The following is a 17327-nucleotide window of genomic DNA, read 5'->3' as shown; positions in this document are numbered from 1 at the left end:
ATACCGCCTTCAAATTATTCATCAAAACAATTAAATCAGTTTCAAAGCGAACCAGTAAAGCGTACCAGACAACCCGATTGAAACCGGCAGCGTCAGTATCCAAGCCAACATGATATTCTGGATAGTTTTACCCTGAACACCACCGCCATCAACCAACATCGTCCCCGCTACCGCAGAGGAAAGAACCTGTGTAGTTGAAACTGGCATCCCGGTATAACTCGCCACACCGATTGAAACAGCAGCAGTCATCTGAGCTGAAACACCCTGTGCGTAGGTCATACCTTTTTTACCAATCTTCTCACCAATAGTGACTGCAACACGTTTCCAACCAACCAGTGTCCCCAAAGACAGAGCCAGTGCTACCGCAATGATGATCCAGACTGGTGCATACTCAACGGTGTGTAATAAGTCTTTCCGCAATTTATTCAGGAAACGGGCGTCTTCAGCACGGGTTTCCGGCAGTTTAGCCAGAGACTCAGCCGTATCAGCAATACACATCAACATGCGGCGCATATTGTTACGCTGTTCAGCATTCAGCTCACTGTAGCTCTGAATGCCTTTTAATAGGCTTTCTGTCTGGTCAAGAACAACGACAGCACGCGTAATATCACAATGGAATCGCCCTTCCGGTTCATCTTCCGCAACAACGACCGATGGCGTCAGTTCAATTGCATGGGATAACGCTGCACCATGCTGCTGATAATATTGCTGCAAGTGAGTAATGGCATCGTAGGTACGGGCAATGTCATAACCATTAGCATTCATGTTTACGACAAATCCCGCTGGAGCTACACCAATTAGCACCAGCATAATCAGACCGATACCTTTCTGACCATCATTCGCCCCATGAGAGAAGCTTACACCTACCGCAGATAAAATCAGCGCAGTCCGTGTCCAGAAAGGAGGTTTACGCTTACCATCCTTCTTTTCACGTTCAGCGGGAGTCAGATGAATACGTTTACGTTTCTTGGTGCTACTCCAGTAACGGCGCAGTAGAAACACGATTGCCCCCGCAATGATCAATCCGATTAAAGGAGAGAGGATCAACGACAGGAAAATCTGTATCATCTTCGGCACATTCAACGCATCAACCACAGAAGAACCGGTTACGATCGCATTGGTCAAACCGATACCAATGATAGAACCAATCAGGGTATGAGAACTGGATGCAGGTAAACCGAAATACCAGGTCCCAAGGTTCCAGACAATCGCAGCCAGCAACATGGAAAACACCATAGCAAGGCCATGAGCAGAACTGACATTAAGAAGAAGATCGGTTGGAAGTAAATGTACAATCGCGTAAGCGACACTTAATCCACCAAGAAGAACACCAAAGAAGTTAAATACCCCAGCCATAACAACGGCGAACTGTGCTCGCATAGCACGGGTATAAATAACTGTTGCTACCGCATTCGCGGTATCATGAAAGCCATTAATGGCTTCATAAAATAGCACAAACAGTAGTGCCAGTACTAACATTAGGCTGGTGTGAAAATCCAGGCCAGTAAAAAGATGTAGCATAAACGTTAAGCCAGTTAGTTGGACATGAACGCGGCGCATTATCAGTGACAAATGCTAGCGGGGGAAGTGAAATATGAACTTTTTTTGATTTCATGACAACTAGATAACAATAAGAAATAGGAATACTCCTTATATATCATTAAATTACATATCTTTTAAAAAATTGACAATTCTAAGTTATAAAGGACTTTTTCCCTACAAACTTATCAAAAATACAACATATTAGGGGATATTCCCCACTAAATTATTTAGTCATAAAGAGAAAAACAGTGGAAAAATTTGATGCGGTGATTATTGGTGCTGGTGCAGCAGGTTTGTTCTGTGCAGCTCAGGCTGGACAGCTCGGTTTACGGATACTCGTTCTGGATAATGGTAAAAAAGCCGGGCGTAAGATTTTGATGTCCGGTGGTGGACGTTGCAACTTCACTAATATGTACACAGAACCATCAGCTTATCTTTCTACTAACCCCCATTTTTGTAAATCTGCTCTAGCCCGTTATACACAATGGGATTTTATCGAACTGGTTCAGCGTCATGGCATTGCTCACCATGAAAAAACACTGGGGCAGCTTTTTTGTGATGATTCCGCCCAACAGATAGTTGACATGTTACTGAAAGAGTGTGAAGCCGGTCAGGTCACTATTCGCCTGCGCAGCGAAGTTAGCCAGGTAGAAAAAAATGAGCAAGGTTTTGTTATCATCGTTAACGGAAAAGAAGTAAGTACACGCTCACTTGTCATTGCTTCCGGGGGATTATCTATGCCTGGTCTTGGAGCAACGCCTTTTGGTTATCGGATTGCAGAACAGTTCGGCATGAAAGTCTTGCCAACCCGCGCCGCCCTTGTACCTTTTACTCTGCATAAACCACTACTGGAGCAACTTCATATGCTCTCTGGTGTGTCCGTTCCCGCCATTGTCACTGCCGAAAATGGCGTTCTGTTCAAAGAAAATATCCTGTTTACTCACCGAGGACTCTCTGGTCCAGCAATCTTACAAATTTCCAGTTACTGGCAATCAGGAGAGTTTGTAAGTATTAACTTACTTCCAGATAGTGATCTGGAAGCCCTTCTGGAGAAAGAGCGGAGTTCTCACCCAAACCAAAGCGTAAAAAATGCTTTGGCAAAATTATTACCAAAGCGGCTGACAGAATGCCTGCAAGCGCTCGGTCAAATCCCAGATATTGCTCTTAAACAACTAACCCCAAATCAGCAAAAACAGTTGGCGGTAAACCTCCAATCATGGCGGGTACAACCCAACGGTACGGAAGGCTATCGTACAGCCGAAGTGACGATGGGCGGTATTGATACTCATCAGCTTTCATCTAAAACGATGGAAGCTAATCAGGTAAAAGGACTCTACTTTATTGGTGAGGTAGTGGACGTCACCGGCTGGCTTGGTGGCTATAACTTCCAGTGGGCATGGAGTTCCGCCTGGGCATGTGCGCAGGCGTTGTGACTGTTGTGGAGAGACAATAAAGTTTGCCCGTAAGAGCAATTTTCCTTATGTTCTTACCGGCAACCATATATGTGCTCTGAACAATCCAGTCGGGTTTAATTGTCCAGTCATGCCTGTTTTTTTGCCAGTCTGTAATCGCATTTAATGTTGATAAGCTACCACCCATAATGGTATTGGCTTGTTATCGGCATACAGTGGGTCTTGAGGGTATGTCCATTTAGTGGATGAAAAAACAGAACGATCGAATACAACATCAAAATTGCAATTCATACATCCACCATTAATTATTTTTTTTAATTAAAAAAGTATAATAAATCAATAGAGTTATCAAGCTAATTAGGGATAATAATGAAAACAGTAGAGTAGCATTAAATAAATCAAGCATGATCCCTCCGTAAATAGGTGCTAAAGCTGCTCCGATACTTGACATATTAGAAGCACCAAAAAAAGCTCCTCTTAAATGGTGAGGAGTGAGCCTATCAACTTCGACATTAAACGTAGGTATGGCAACTATTTCCCCAAAACTCAGAATGACAGTTGCGACACAGAGATAATAAACTGTATTAATAGGTGAGAACGCAAAAATGATTTGAGCTATGGCAATTAACACGATACCAATTAATATTTTTATTCTTGGTGTAAAATTTCTTAATAAAATTAAAGTTGGGATTTGCAAAGTGATAATTGTCAATGAGTTGACAATAACTAATAAAGCAATAAAATTGGTAACATTGTTGATATTTGATCTAGATAAATACTGAACAAGCGTAGAATCAAAGTTAGCATAAACAAACATAACAAGAACATTACATAATAGAAGTATCACGAATGCTCGGTGAGAAATAATTATGTTCAATGTTTTTGTAAAGCTAATGTCATTGCTGACTTTTTTTATTTTCTCTTCCTTTTTTGAAGATAATAAAAAGACACGCAACATAATACCATAAACAAAATAAACAATAGCTGTAATTAGAAAAGTTTCTCTCTGTGCCGATAGACCAGAAGCTAATCCAATATAAGGACCAATTGCAGCGCCAACATTGATCAAATAATATCGATAGTATTGGATTGACTCTCTTTCTTTAGGAGAGTCAATATAATCGCCAATTAAGGCTTTACTACACGCTTCTAACAAAGCACGACCAATACTAATTCCGGATATAGCGATTAAATATAAGATAGGTGAAGATGAGAAGGACATCATGATGAACGAAATAATGCTTATCATCACCCCGATAAGCATTATTGTTCTGCGGCAAAAAATATCAGATAAATATCCAGTATAAATGCCTGTCACTGAGCCTAAGATACTTGATAGCGCCAATAATCCGCCAATCCCTGTCGCTGACATGTTAAACTGCCGATAAAGGATCATCGCTAAAAAAGGCCAAACCATAAAATAGGCGGCTCTTGTTAACAGTGTCCCCAGTAACATGATAAAAATTGGGGGAGGTAAATGTTTTAATAAAGATAATCTGAATAGAGATGCCATTGGTTCACCAGGATACGTATTGAGTTACTCTGACGCTATTTCTATAATAATATTTTCTTTAAGGTGGTGACTTTCAAATTCAGCCTGTTCCGCTGTTACACCACACGCAATAGCATATTCTAATCGTTGAGAACTATTTTTCAGTGACTCAATATGTTCTCCAACGTTAACATCAAAATGGATAAAGCCATTCTTTATGTAATTTACCTTTTTAACAATGCCAGAAGGTGCTGTGATATAAGAAATAGCGGCATATTTACTGAACTTCTTACTCAAGTCAGGTGAAATATTTAACGAAACTTGGATAACTGCTTTCCACATATCAATACCAGTAGCCATTTCCACTAATTCAGGAATATGATCTCCTCCTAACCGAGCTCCTACTTCAATGACTTTGACACCATCACTTGTTACCTTAACCTCGGTATGTCCTCCCCCATTATAAATACCTAACGCGAACAAGGCTTGAGTTACCACTTTTTCTATTTCGATTTTTTGTTGTAATGGTATATTAGCAGGCAATGTATGCCCTAATTCAACAAAATAACCATTACTTGATACGTATTTTTTAGTAATTGTGACAATGTTCACAACACCATTAAAGGAAATAGATTCAATACTGTATTCTTGTCCTTCTAGATATTCTTCTATCAAAAATAAAGAAGATTTTTTTACTCCAAATGGAGGAGTTATTTCACAGACTTCACGGAAATTCCTTTCCAATTCGATGACATTATCATTACGTAAAACACCTCGACTTCCGGCCATGTTAATAGGTTTTATAATGTTTGGATACCCAATTTTGGCTGCTTCTATTTTTGCGCTGTCAATATTCGAAATTAGAGCGTATTTAGGGATAGGAACATTTTTTTGCCTAAAAGACTCTCTCATTAGGTGTTTGTTTCTCGCTCTCAATGCATTTTCATATGTTATTCCTTTAAGACCTAATGTTTCTGCTACCTTAGCCACAAGGGGAACATAGAACTCCATAAATGTAATAACACCCTGTATTTTTTTCTTAGCATTGATATACTCAACCATATTTATAACAAGTTCATCGTCATTAGTATCTGCTTCGAAGAATTCATCAATATAGAGTAAATCATTATCAGATACTTTATTATAGTACTTCCTTGATCCAATGAATATAATATAAGCGCCCAGCTCTTTTGCTTTTTTTAACTCAATCGAACCGGATGGTTTTTTTTCTATTACCAATAATCTATTAGACATTTTTAATCTCTATCGATCTACTAGAGAGGTTATTCATTAGCTCACGAGAAAAACACCCATTCTTTAACACACCGTTTAATCTTTTATTAACAAGATCGTTAATTTCATCAAGATAAATATGAATGTCTTGGGGCTTTATATCAGTAACAGGTTTACTTAATGGTTTATCACCATGGAAATCATAGACAATCGGTTTATTTGTCATTTTTATTTTCCTTGCCTAGAATGTTTGAAATTAAAACTTATCATTTGCATAGTTATTTTCAAGTGTTTTTTGATAGCCAAGAAAAAATATTTTTGTCACATTAACGGAGAAGTAAGACAGAAAAAACGATAGTATAAAAACTGAGAGGCTTAAATTCAATAAAAACCAGATGCGATAATTCATATTACAGTATTTCTGGAAAGTGTTTCATGGAAACTATAATCATATCCAATCAATAAAGAATTGCGGATTCTAAACTTAAACTTCTTTTTAGTGGAAATGTCCCCCCTCGGACTTATCGACCTTAATCACCCTTCTATGCCACCTGAACTACAAAAACAAATATTGCACGATAGGTATCATAACTGATTGATTGCTGATGACTTGGAAACAGGGAATTTCTATTACGATCGTCCTAACTTGCGATTTATAACCAATTTACCACATAGTGTAATGAATGACAGTGAGTGAACTTTTCGAGAGAATGGGCGGGACACTGGGCAAAGCTGTACTAATCTTTATGAATTACAAGCTTATCAGGAACTATTGATTAAAATCCCGCAGAAGAAACAAAGAATCATTTAGTTACATAAGAATACAGCAAATAAAATTCACCAATTGAGTAACAGACTCAGAGCGGTTAACCAATTACTTGCCTTGTGAAAACCACAGGTCAGCTCTCTGGCCTTATTAACCATTATCTCATTGCAGCATAAACCCACTCAGCTCAGTGCCTGATAGCTTCCTCATCAAAATGTGACAAGCCACCAACAACCGTTTTGGGATGGGAAAAACGCTCGAACCGATTACCACACTCTGCTTTCAGGAAAGTTGCAGGCCAAGAGAGTGATTTTTTAACTAAACGCGTTTCCTGGTCAGATAAAAAATTTGTACGCTAAATAACCTTCTGTGAAGCTAAGAGAAGCATAAACCCATTGAAGATATCCAGACTACGCTCTGAAACCTGTAGGGAGCCACGTCCTTTAGGACGTGGTAGATATCAATGCCCCCAAAGAGCATTCATTGGTACTGCAAATGTGTTCGGTATGTGGCTAATTGGCAGGCAATTGTTACCTGTGTAAAGTAAGATGCCACCCTGCCAATCTCTGTCAGCCAATGAAGCTTATGCTCTCGTCTAAATGCTGGTTTGTACAGCGTCTATTTGCTGGCTATTCCATCGTCCAAATGCTGGTTTTGATAGCGTCTATTTGTTGGTTTCCTTTCCGTCTATTTGTCGATTTCTGACGTTCTTACACATCAGTCAAAACTTTTCCCTTGGGCTTAAAGGCACGACTGTAACGAAAAACTAGGGTAATTAGAGGAATAAATCTAACAATACCAGACGGTAGAGGAATCGACGCCAGTGAACTCTGTATCCAGCACACAGAGAGGATAAGGAGCGTCAGCGGACTTAAAAAAGCTTACTGTAAAGCTGTATTAGTGAGGAAGCCCCAATCTTGCATTCGCAAAACTGGGGCCTAATATCTTTCGCTTTATGTCGGGGAACTGAGCATCATGACAGGATGGGAGAAAAACCGTCGACTGGCTATGCTTTGGAAGCTCTGATTCACAAGTAATAAACTGTCAACATAATAATAGCGGTTTAGCCACCAAGAATTTATTCAGATCTTATCACCTAAACTGCTTTCCCATTTTTATCGAAAAAGCATTCACGATAGAGATAACCGTTGCACATAAACTGGGCAGTAGTTGCGTAATAAAACCAAGAATAGTTCCGTGATTTACCGAGGAATGATGATGAGCTTCTCCTCCCATAGCAATTTGCATAAAAACAGAGTTTGTCAGGTAGGCATAAACCAAACCGCAAATCCCTGTAACCAACAGAAAGCTTATAAGCGTGACGACCACCGCACCCACCCTCCGAGGTAATCTTCCTCTGATTGAATTGATGGTGAGCACGGTCAGGCAGCCCGGAGCAAAACCCCATCCCAAAATATACCAAATAATCATTAACCCCTTCAGCGGGATGCTATGTGCCATTTCTAATATATCAGCGCGCCATAATATAAGATTCAGGCATGCAGCCAACACAGCCAGAAATACGGAAACGGCAAAGCTATTGGGCAAAGTTAATTTCTTATTCACTAAAAGACCTTGAGACGAGCAAGAAATCTCGCACCAGTTACTGAGTTAAGAAGAAAGCTGCCCAAAATGCCAGCGATAAGTGCGGCAGTATATCCTTTAATCAGGAATAGCAACGGCATTTCTATTGAACCCCAATAATTCAGCCCCACGTTGTGGTCCAAGCCCCAACAAAGTGTTTGGCAAACACTGAATAACAGAGTGCTACTTACTGCGGTCATGATATAAGCGCCGGTACTTCCAGGCGTGAAACGTGCTGATACCAAGTAAGTCAACCCCCCAACGGCGGCCCCCATGCCAATACCACATAAACCAAGCGCCCATACGAGACGCCATACCAAAGGGCCATTATCGGGAAACAAAATAAGCCCCATTAAAAGAAATCCAGACTCTGCGATAAAGCCCAAAGAAATAAATAGCTTAATCGTGCGTATAGCTCGTTTCTCACCTTCTGCCACCACATATTGCGGATCTCGTTCATTCACGATTCGAGTAGACATTTTTCATCTCCTGAATAGGTGTGTTAAATATCTGATGATGCCATTCAGTTTTATCCCTCTGAAGTAGACTATACACGCTGATGAATGGTATATACCCGTTATCCTTCAAGTTGCCTCTTTGTTGGCTGCACTCGCTCACCCCGGTCACATAGTTATCTATGTTATCTATGCTCCCGGGGATTCTCTCCCTTGCCGCCGCGATGCATCTTGAAATCCATAGGGTATAAACTGAGTCGAACGTTATAGCAGAATGCTGTCAGAGCGAAAAAAACACTTCATAAAATATTTCGAAAAATGATTTTTGGTGTATTACTGATAACTCCTAATTATATAAATTATCAATCAATAATATCCAAGCAATAAATGAATCAAATTATTTAATAATGCAATCACATAAAAAAAGTGATGTAATCACTATGGTATGAGGATGAAAATCTGTCAATATGGAATAAGAAATTAATAAGATAATCCAGCATATGGGCTTTTTAATATTTTGATATTTCTGCCACTCAGCCTGACAAAATATTCATAGCTTAATTAATGAATTGCAATTTATTTCCTCTACCTGCAATATCGCCAAAATACAATAATCAATACCTAATATTGAGGTTTGTAATAATAGGAATATTCAAATGCGACACTATTTTAGTTTTATAATTTGACAATAACTCTATACTTGGTTATTAATTTAATTAAGCAACTAACAAGATAATTGTTTAATAACCTATATCTATCAGGAGATATTTAATCACCATGAATAAATCCGAGCAAAAATTTAATATCAACGAAAGTGTCATCAACGTAGATGGAAAAGAGGTAAAGTTCTTCACATCCCAACCTCTCGATCCAAATAAGAATAACGCCAAGAGAAATCCTATCGTCCTGGTACATGGCACTGGCGGCAGCACAGAGATACATTTCGGTTATCTCTTTCAACTGCTTGCCTCGGAAAATCAAATTATATCCCTGGATTTTTCTCAACCAGTAAAAACAAACGAAACGCTTACCTTTGAACATCTTGAAAAACAGGTCGAAGCCGTTATTGAAGCAGCAGCGTTGGGAGAGACTGTCACACTGATAGGTTACTCGCTGGGAGCTGTTATTACTGCTTCTGTTGCCGCTAAGCGTCCGGATCTGGTTCGTAATTTAGTTCTGATCGCAGGGTGGATGAAAACAGATTTACAGTTAGAGCGATTTTTATCTGTCTGGCGTCAGTTATATGAGATCCAATCACCAGCTATTGCAGACTTTGTAATGTTTTGCGCTTTCAGCGATGCCAGCCATGCAAATATGTCTCCAGATCAGTTTGCAATCAGCTTTGAAAATGCCATACCAGAGGAATTTGAAGCATTACAAATGGACCTTAATGGCCGGGTTGATATCACTCAAATTGTTCCTACGATAAAAGCCACAACACTGATTATTGGCTGTACGCATGATCAAATGACGCCCATCCGCCACAGCAAAGCGCTGTTTGCTGCAATTCAGGATGCACGCTTTGCAGAGATAGCGTGTGGACATGCAGTCGTTTATGAACGTCCTGCGCAGTTGGCACAAATTATTGACCAATTCTGCGCGAACCCTTCGTTTTATCCTGCTGGAACCATAATCCCTTCAGACCTGCCATAATCCCTTTAATTCTCTGGAGAGCTATAGCAGGCATTGCTTTATCAATGATTGTGGGGAACTTTTAGCGGTCAAGTTGACACTCAGTAATTTTGAAACGGCAAGGGGCTTATCTCTCAAATTCAAACCTCTTGCCGATGCCAACAATTGCAATTGTTTTAGAATGGCTTAGTCGGCAAATATTTCCCATCTAGCGTAATTACAGCTCGTGAACCACCATTAGGATCATCGACTTTTTTGATATCAAGTTTAAAGTCAATCGCACTGATAATGCCATCACCAAACTGCTCGTGGACAAGCGCCTTAAGCGTTGAGCCATAAACCTGCACCATTTCATAGAATCGGTAAATAGTCGGATCAGTCGGTATACCACCGGGGATACTGCCGCGTACAGGGATAGTTTGCAGCAGAAAGAAGGCATCTTCTTCAAGTTCAAGTCGGTCAACCACAACCCTCGCAGCATCGGCAGGCAATGGGTGCTGGCCGAGTAGTGCAGCAGTGACGAATGCGAGACTCAGACCGGTTCCTTGTGCAATATCCTCGAACGTCAAATTCTTGCGTGCCTTGGCGTCGATGATAGCATCAGTAAGGGCCAGCCGGGGAGTTTGGGAGTATTGAGATTGTGTCATAATGATTCCTTTGGATTAATAAGCTATTTAAATGCCGTGGTGAAACACGGATTGCGTTGCAGAAACATGCGGATAGTCCGCAAGGGAAACAAATTGACCGGCCAAGCCGTCTAAAGCATCGATCGAACCAGCCTCTATGTCGTAAATCCAGCCATGTAGATTCAAGTGCCTCTGTTCCAGCCCGAGTGCCACGGACGGGTGGGTTTTGATATTAGCAATTTGAGCGATTACGTTTTCACGCACCATCGAATCAATTTGAGCAGTCTCGTTAACGTGCACACGTGCCTGACTAATCGCTTTCGCACAATCCGCATAGCGTAACCAGCTTGTAATCGCGGGCAGGTGATTCATACATTTACAGCTTGCAATTGTGGTCATGGCACCACAATCTGAATGTCCGCAGATCACAATGTCGGTGACTCCAAGCACAGCGACCGCATACTCAACGGTAGCGGAAACACCGCCAGATTCTGCACCGTACGACGGAACGATGTTACCCGCATTGCGTATCACGAACAGATCACCTGGCTCACTCTGAGTCAGAAGCTCTGGAACCACACGGCTGTCGGAGCACGTGATAAACAAAGTACGCGGATTTTGGCTGGTGGCAAGCCGCTTGAAAAGCTCGCAACGCTTTGGAAATACCTCGCGCTGGAATTGTAAAAAGCCTTCAATAATATCCTGCATGTCTTCACTCCATCGTGATCGATAAGAAAACGGATGGATAAAGAATGAACGAATTTATCTATAGCGTCAAAGATCGGATTACTATCATCGCTATAGTATTTTCCAATAGTTCATTGTTATTCTGCAGCGACACATTTGTTAATAATCCAGTAGTCACCTCTTTTTGTTTCAAGCACTAGCGTACAGAACAACAAACCAGCGTTGACATGTTCAGGAAGCCCTTATAGTCTTCACTCCATCGTGGCCGATAAGACAGCTAACAGGTGAAGAATGAACGAATTTTTCTATAGTCTCAAAGCTCAGGATGTCATTACTTCCATATTATTTTCAAATAGTTAATTGATATGCTGCTACGACACATTCGTTATCTGCTGGCAGTTGCCGAACACCAGAACTTCACCCGCGCCGCAGAAGAACTTCATGTCTCGCAACCGACCCTATCGCAACAAATCAGACAACTTGAAGAGTCACTGCACGTGCAACTGTTCGACCGCTCTGGAAGGAGTGTGCGACTCACCGATGCTGGCGAGGTATACACAAGTTACGCCCGTCGTGCATTGCAGGATCTGGATGCGGGGCAACGTGCGATTCATGATGTGCAGGATTTAAGCCGCGGATTGCTCAGGCTAGCAATGACACCCACCTTCACCACTTACTTCATCGGCCATTGGGTAGAACGTTTCAACGCACTCTATCCAGGAATTTCGTTGAATATCAAGGAAATGACACAAGACCAGATAGAGATCTCTTTAGCGGAGAATCAACTCGATCTCGGCATCGCGTTCTCAGACGTACGTTCCCCCGACATTGATAGCGAACCATTGTTCATCGAAACACTTAGCCTGATCGTTGGTCAATCGCATCGATTTATTGGTCAACAAACATCATTGACGGCGAAAATGTTGGAACATGAAGGGCTAGCGCTACTAAGTAAAGACTTTGCAACGCGAAGCCATATTGATTTGTACTTCCAGAAACAGGGGATCACCCCACGCATTGCAATTGAGGCCAACTCCATCAGTGCAATCGTAGAAATTGTCCGTCGAGGGCGACTCGCAACTCTGTTACCTGATGTCATCGCCCACGAACAGACCGGGCTCTATTCCATTGCAATTCAACCTACGTTACCGCAACGCAATGCAGTACTGTTGTGGCGCCGTGGTGCATATCGAAGCGCGGCAAGCCAAGCGTTTGCCAATCTCATCACACACCATTTCGATGTACACCAAGAAAGTGACGATTTTTGATAAATAGAAAACACATCGCGTCTGACCGCTTCCCTTCCGTATTAGGACAGCCAATTCGTAAGCTTGTTTCTAATGTAATCAGATGAAAGGCGCTCCTGCTCTAAACGTGAAGATTGGAACCGGCCAGAAATGAGATCATTAAACAACTTTGCTTCATCCTCATTTAGCAATGTAGGATTAGATTCAACTGGATTTGGTTCAGGAACCATTCTATCTTCATGAGCTTTAACAGTTTTAACATCCATCATCAGAGGCTCAATATCCATAAACTTGTTTCTGGCATCACTGAGAATAGATAAACCCCAAGTATCAATATCTCCCCAATACCCTACACGCTTACCTTTCAACCAAGCTGCATCCATCCAAGCAATGTTTTTCCCCCCGCCGATCACCGCTATCGTGTCAGACATTTCGGGTAATGCTAAACCAGACTGTAAGTTTTCAACTATTAATATATTCGATGCCGGAAGTTCATGCCTTCTAAGTAATTCGCTAGGTATTTGTAGTATCGGCATTCCCCCAAGCGCAACAGTTGCAGCACGGCAAAGCGGCCTGATAGTTAACCAGCCTTTAGGATTTATTGAACATCCCAACCAAGCGATAAGACCACCTGATGCCGAAACAGCTCCCTTGTGAATGATATCGGCCAGCTCTTCGATCAGGATTTGGTGGTTCTCAAGAAACTTAGTATCAATTCCAATGAGTGGCAGTGCTCTTAGATATTGCCCTTCCCCTAAGCCTTGCTTTAATTGTGGCAACAATTTTGCTAATAATTCCGCATCCCTCAACGAGAGTTTTTCCACAATATCTATGCACTTAACCAATGCAGGATAGAGATCTTTATCAACCCGCAAAAATGGCTTCATATTTCTTTCCCACACCTTACTTCGGGAAAGGGCATCATTCCCTAAAAATTGAATCAGACATTGCATCGATTCAATGACAACAAAAGTTGGAATGCGCTGTTCAGATAGCTCCCTGAAATTTTTGGAAGACCACTCTACAAGATCTTGATGGGGAAATGATTTCCACTCATCAATAAACCGTTGAAAATGAGCTATATCTAATATGGCAGAATTCCCTTTGGGCGGTTTCAAGCCAACGCGAATAGGGAATGCCTTGATGCCCAGTAACCGGGATTTTAGTGAGGAAAGGTTATCCCACTCACGTTGCCTAATGATGCTCTTAACTTGTGATGGCAATAACCCCCAACGCACCTCATACTGCCCTCTTTTCATGTCAGTTTCTCAAACTCAATACCCAAATCAGCCGCCTCATCAGGCAACTTTTTCTCCTTCTCTTCGCCCATTCTCCGGTCAATCTCTTCCCAAGTCACTTCACATAAATGGCTGTCATGGTTTTCCTGGTCTCTTTCCGCAATGAGCAGTGAACGAGCAGATTCTCTTGCCAGATTCAAGTTCTTATAAGGCGTAATCAAATTAACGTGAATATGGAGCTCCCTAAATACTCGGAGCACCCGCCGACTTACTGTTTCAGCCGTATTTGAGAATGCTTCATCCAAGAAAACAGTACAGTAAACCGGTCGATCATAGCCATCCGGCGTCAAAACATAGGCCAAACTTGCCGCGACAATAGTCGCCGCAAACGACTCTTTCTCGCCACCGGACTTTCCACTAGATGACTCCAAGACATCCCGAATCTCACCGGTATTACTATCCAACTCTTCGGCATAAAATGACATCTGATAACGAGGATCAAGCAGCCTTAAACTTTCCAATGTATTTGAGGAGCCAGGGGCACTCGCTTTGCCAAGTATTTCAACTACTTTAGCCAATTGACGGAACCGTGCTTCATGGTCATCACTGGTTACCTGACTCAGCACCTTACGCAAATGCTGTTCAAACTCATTAACATGCGGAAATTTCTCTCTCTTTGAACCTAGCTTTAAATGTGTCCCTGATCGAAACTCTGTACGCTTGAGGACCCGGTTAATAATATCAATCCGCTCAAGGATATCTTCCCGTTCAGATTCAAGCTTAGTTTTAATCCGCGCTAGTGACTGCGTTGCATGCTTATTCAAACGTTCAATAAACTGCTCCACAAGGTTGGGAAGCCCTTCCTCTTCCAGTTGTCGTAAATGATTAAGATAATCAGGTAAGCCACCAATATTACTTTGCCAGTCAACCGTGAAGACTTGCCATTTATCGTTAGATCTGAATGAGACCATAATGCTAATGGCTAATCTTTCTGCTTTGTCTTTACTGTTTCGGCTAATATCTAACAGACGTTCTAAATCTTCTTCAACTTTCAACACCAATTCAGACATCCGGCCTAAATCGTTTGTATTAAGCACGCCAACCCGAATCGCAAGTAATTGTCTGGCTGAATCAGGTAATCCTTTCGACGCTTTTGCCTGCGCTTTGCTCCATTCTTCTTTTGCATTTTTCAGCGTATTTTTAACGCCACCAGAATCAGAGTTGAGCTGATTTAATACCGATTGAATTTGAACTAGCTGCTCTTTAGCCGACTCCCAACGCTCTCTGGCCTTATCAAGATCACCACCTGACTGTTCCAACATCTTAAGGTCAACCTGCAAATCAGAAAGCTTTTCGTGCCAGTAAGGAGCATTAATATCATCCCAGCGGTAACCTTGGATCTTCTCCCAAAGAATTTTACGATCAGAAACAGAATTCAAATCTTGACGGGCCTGACTCACCTTTTTCTCGGTTTCCGCCAATTGCAGAGTTAACTCTTTTTTATCGTTATTCAGAATGGCTAAACGTGATTTGTTTGAAAAACCCAGACACCAGCGTCTTCTGTCATCTATTCGGTACTGATCTTTTTTCTCAAAGCGCCCTTTATCCATGTGCATTAACCCCTGTTGTGTCATCGAAAACGGGGTTTGATCCAATTCTTCCGTGCTTGAAACACATTGCAGGTCAAATCGTTGCAAATGGTGCTTGAGCCACTCTCGATAAGGGTGAGTGCGCCAAACCAGTTTCCTTAGATAACCATCAGACTTAAACACCACCGATTGGCCTTGAGTTGTAGAATTATTCACAACTTGAACACGGACATGTAAACCCGTATGCCGAGCGTTTAACCAACGAGTCACCATTGAATAACAATGATGTGGCACAGCAAGTGTTGTTCGTAACCCGCCTAACGCCCTCTCTATCGCGCCCTGCCAGCTCTTTTCACGATCTTCGACATCGATAAGCTCACCGATAAATACACATTGCTCTTTACTTAATTCTAAAGAATTAACCAGTTCATCTCGCAATTGCTGATATTTCACATCAATATTGGAATCGGGTCTTGCCTCGATTTCCCGAATTTCTTGAGAGATATCATGGATATTGGCTTGTAGCTCACTGAATTTAGCACTGATGGTGGCAAACCTGTCCTGATACTCTCCTTCTTCTTGCTGAATACTGGCAAGCCGAGTTGATGCGGTGGATTGATTTTTGAGAAATACCGCCTCCTCTAATACAGAAGGGAGAGCCAGTTCGTTGGCATGAGTTTGATATTGAGATGAATTTCTAACCACCCGATTCAACTGAGTTTGGGTATGATCAACTTCCTTTCTTAGCGACTCTATTTTATCCCCACCAAATTGAAGGTACTCCTCGTGCCTTCGCTCAACCAGCTTATTCGCATCCACTTTCTGCCCTTCAACTTGGCTAATTTTTAGAAGTAGCGCTTCCAGTTCAGCCTCAATATCAGTAATTTTTTCACTCCACAATTGTGCAAAAATCTCACCAAAGTAGACCGGGAGACTATTTTTCTCAGCCATTAGCTCCGCAAATTCTTTGGTTGTTTTTTCGATAATTGAGTTGAGTTCAGGTAACCTGGATAAGTGCACCTTTTGTGCTCTTGCATCCACTAATTGACTATGAATTGCCACCAGATCAGCAAACTCTTCCACGACCTTTTTAGCATCATCCTTGACCGTACTCGGTTCCAGTACTAATTCACGAATCAACCCGGTTAAATCATCAATTTTTTTCAGACCTAACGCCCGCGATAACAGTGCAGGCGCATTCTTATTGTCCATATACAGGAGCTTTCGGTACAACTCCTGATAATCAGAAAAATTATCATCACAGCACGTAATCGTCGGATCATCACGAAGCCATTGCTTGAATGCCCGGGCATTACCGTTCCCAAAAGCATTAAGCATTTCCTTAAGAGTCAGATCTCTTTTGGCAACAACATAAACGCGTGTCACATCCGCAAGCACATTCGTCGATTTAGTAATCCAGAAAAGCGCCGCAAGCGTAATTTTTGACCCATCATCACCCTGATACAAAGCCCTAAGCCCAGTCACCACGCCAAATTCACGCTTACTTCTGACTCTCGTCCCCGCTCCGTCATGGGCAGATCCAAAACTTCCCCGCATATAGGAAAGTAAAGTCCGGTCAGAACGATCACCCTGCGCCGCAGCCACATTAAAAGTTGCCTTTCCGGCAGGAAGCAGCAAAGCCATAAGGCCATCAATAAATGTCGATTTTCCGGCACCATTATCTCCAGTGACCAGCGTTCCCATAGGATCGATCAACGCGGTATGCAAGCCATTAAATGACCCCCAGTTATACACTGAGAGTTCAGCTAATCTGATTTGACCAACGTGAAATAATGAATTAGCCGAAAGAGTTTGATCAGTCAT

13 protein-coding genes are annotated in these 17327 nt (G+C 41.8%); 3 read left to right on the top strand and 10 right to left on the bottom strand.

Annotation, left to right across the window (positions count from 1 at the left end):
* Window positions 1-30 precede the first annotated feature (30 nt).
* Window positions 31-1521: an inorganic phosphate transporter PitA gene (gene pitA / locus PluTT01m_RS00615; RefSeq protein WP_011144525.1), complete on the bottom strand. Its 1491-nt coding sequence runs from the start codon at window positions 1519-1521 to the stop codon at window positions 31-33.
* Window positions 1522-1790: 269 nt separating this feature from the next.
* Between pitA and PluTT01m_RS00610 the strand changes: the two genes are divergently transcribed.
* On the top strand, window positions 1791-2975 hold the full coding sequence (locus tag PluTT01m_RS00610) for a BaiN/RdsA family NAD(P)/FAD-dependent oxidoreductase (RefSeq protein ID WP_011144524.1): 1185 nt from the start codon (window positions 1791-1793) through the stop codon (window positions 2973-2975).
* A gap of 280 nt (window positions 2976-3255) precedes the next feature.
* On the opposite strand, the gene PluTT01m_RS00605 is transcribed toward PluTT01m_RS00610, so the two are convergent.
* The 5 genes from PluTT01m_RS00605 to PluTT01m_RS00585 form a co-directional block, all read right to left on the bottom strand.
* The gene (locus tag PluTT01m_RS00605) at window positions 3256-4467 is read right to left on the bottom strand and encodes an MFS transporter (RefSeq protein WP_011144523.1); all 1212 of its coding nucleotides are present in this window, start codon (window positions 4465-4467) and stop codon (window positions 3256-3258) included.
* A gap of 24 nt (window positions 4468-4491) precedes the next feature.
* Window positions 4492-5700 (bottom strand): ATP-grasp domain-containing protein, encoded by a 1209-nt coding sequence (locus tag PluTT01m_RS00600; RefSeq protein ID WP_041379854.1) that lies wholly within the window; start codon window positions 5698-5700, stop codon window positions 4492-4494.
* A complete protein-coding gene (locus PluTT01m_RS00595; protein WP_041379853.1) occupies window positions 5693-5905 on the bottom strand; it encodes a hypothetical protein in 213 nt (70 codons plus the stop codon). Before PluTT01m_RS00595 ends, PluTT01m_RS00600 begins: the two co-directional genes overlap by 8 nt.
* 1632 nt (window positions 5906-7537) lie before the next feature.
* The gene (locus PluTT01m_RS00590; protein ID WP_011144521.1) at window positions 7538-8011 is read right to left on the bottom strand and encodes a hypothetical protein; all 474 of its coding nucleotides are present in this window, start codon (window positions 8009-8011) and stop codon (window positions 7538-7540) included.
* A complete protein-coding gene (locus tag PluTT01m_RS00585; RefSeq protein ID WP_011144520.1) occupies window positions 8011-8508 on the bottom strand; it encodes a hypothetical protein in 498 nt (165 codons plus the stop codon). Before PluTT01m_RS00585 ends, PluTT01m_RS00590 begins: the two co-directional genes overlap by 1 nt.
* Window positions 8509-9261: 753 nt before the next feature.
* On the opposite strand from PluTT01m_RS00585, the gene PluTT01m_RS00580 reads away from it, so the two are divergent.
* On the top strand, window positions 9262-10137 hold the full coding sequence (locus PluTT01m_RS00580) for an alpha/beta fold hydrolase (protein ID WP_011144519.1): 876 nt from the start codon (window positions 9262-9264) through the stop codon (window positions 10135-10137).
* Window positions 10138-10292: 155 nt separating this feature from the next.
* Here PluTT01m_RS00580 and cynS read toward each other — a convergent pair whose 3' ends face one another.
* Together cynS and PluTT01m_RS00570 are read right to left on the bottom strand one after the other, a co-directional pair.
* Window positions 10293-10763 carry a cyanase gene (cynS, locus tag PluTT01m_RS00575; protein WP_011144518.1) on the bottom strand — a complete coding sequence of 157 codons (471 nt, stop codon included), beginning with the start codon at window positions 10761-10763 and terminating at the stop codon, window positions 10293-10295.
* Window positions 10764-10790: 27 nt separating this feature from the next.
* On the bottom strand, window positions 10791-11450 hold the full coding sequence (locus PluTT01m_RS00570) for a carbonic anhydrase (protein WP_011144517.1): 660 nt from the start codon (window positions 11448-11450) through the stop codon (window positions 10791-10793).
* A 344-nt stretch (window positions 11451-11794) separates the two neighbouring features.
* Here PluTT01m_RS00570 and cynR point away from each other — a divergent pair, with 344 nt between their 5' ends.
* Entirely contained in the window at window positions 11795-12697 is a 903-nt protein-coding gene (cynR, locus tag PluTT01m_RS00565) for a transcriptional regulator CynR (protein ID WP_011144516.1), read from the top strand.
* A 41-nt stretch (window positions 12698-12738) separates the two neighbouring features.
* Here cynR and PluTT01m_RS00560 read toward each other — a convergent pair whose 3' ends face one another.
* Both PluTT01m_RS00560 and PluTT01m_RS00555 read right to left on the bottom strand, forming a co-directional pair.
* The gene (locus PluTT01m_RS00560; RefSeq protein WP_011144515.1) at window positions 12739-13935 is read right to left on the bottom strand and encodes a Wadjet anti-phage system protein JetD domain-containing protein; all 1197 of its coding nucleotides are present in this window, start codon (window positions 13933-13935) and stop codon (window positions 12739-12741) included.
* Window positions 13932-17327, bottom strand: coding sequence for an ATP-binding protein (locus PluTT01m_RS00555; RefSeq protein ID WP_041379852.1), 3396 nt, complete (start codon window positions 17325-17327; stop codon window positions 13932-13934). Before PluTT01m_RS00555 ends, PluTT01m_RS00560 begins: the two co-directional genes overlap by 4 nt.

This window comes from Photorhabdus laumondii subsp. laumondii, from assembly GCF_003343245.1.
Classification (GTDB): domain Bacteria; phylum Pseudomonadota; class Gammaproteobacteria; order Enterobacterales; family Enterobacteriaceae; genus Photorhabdus; species Photorhabdus laumondii.
This window is presented reverse-complemented; position numbering and strand designations above follow the sequence as displayed.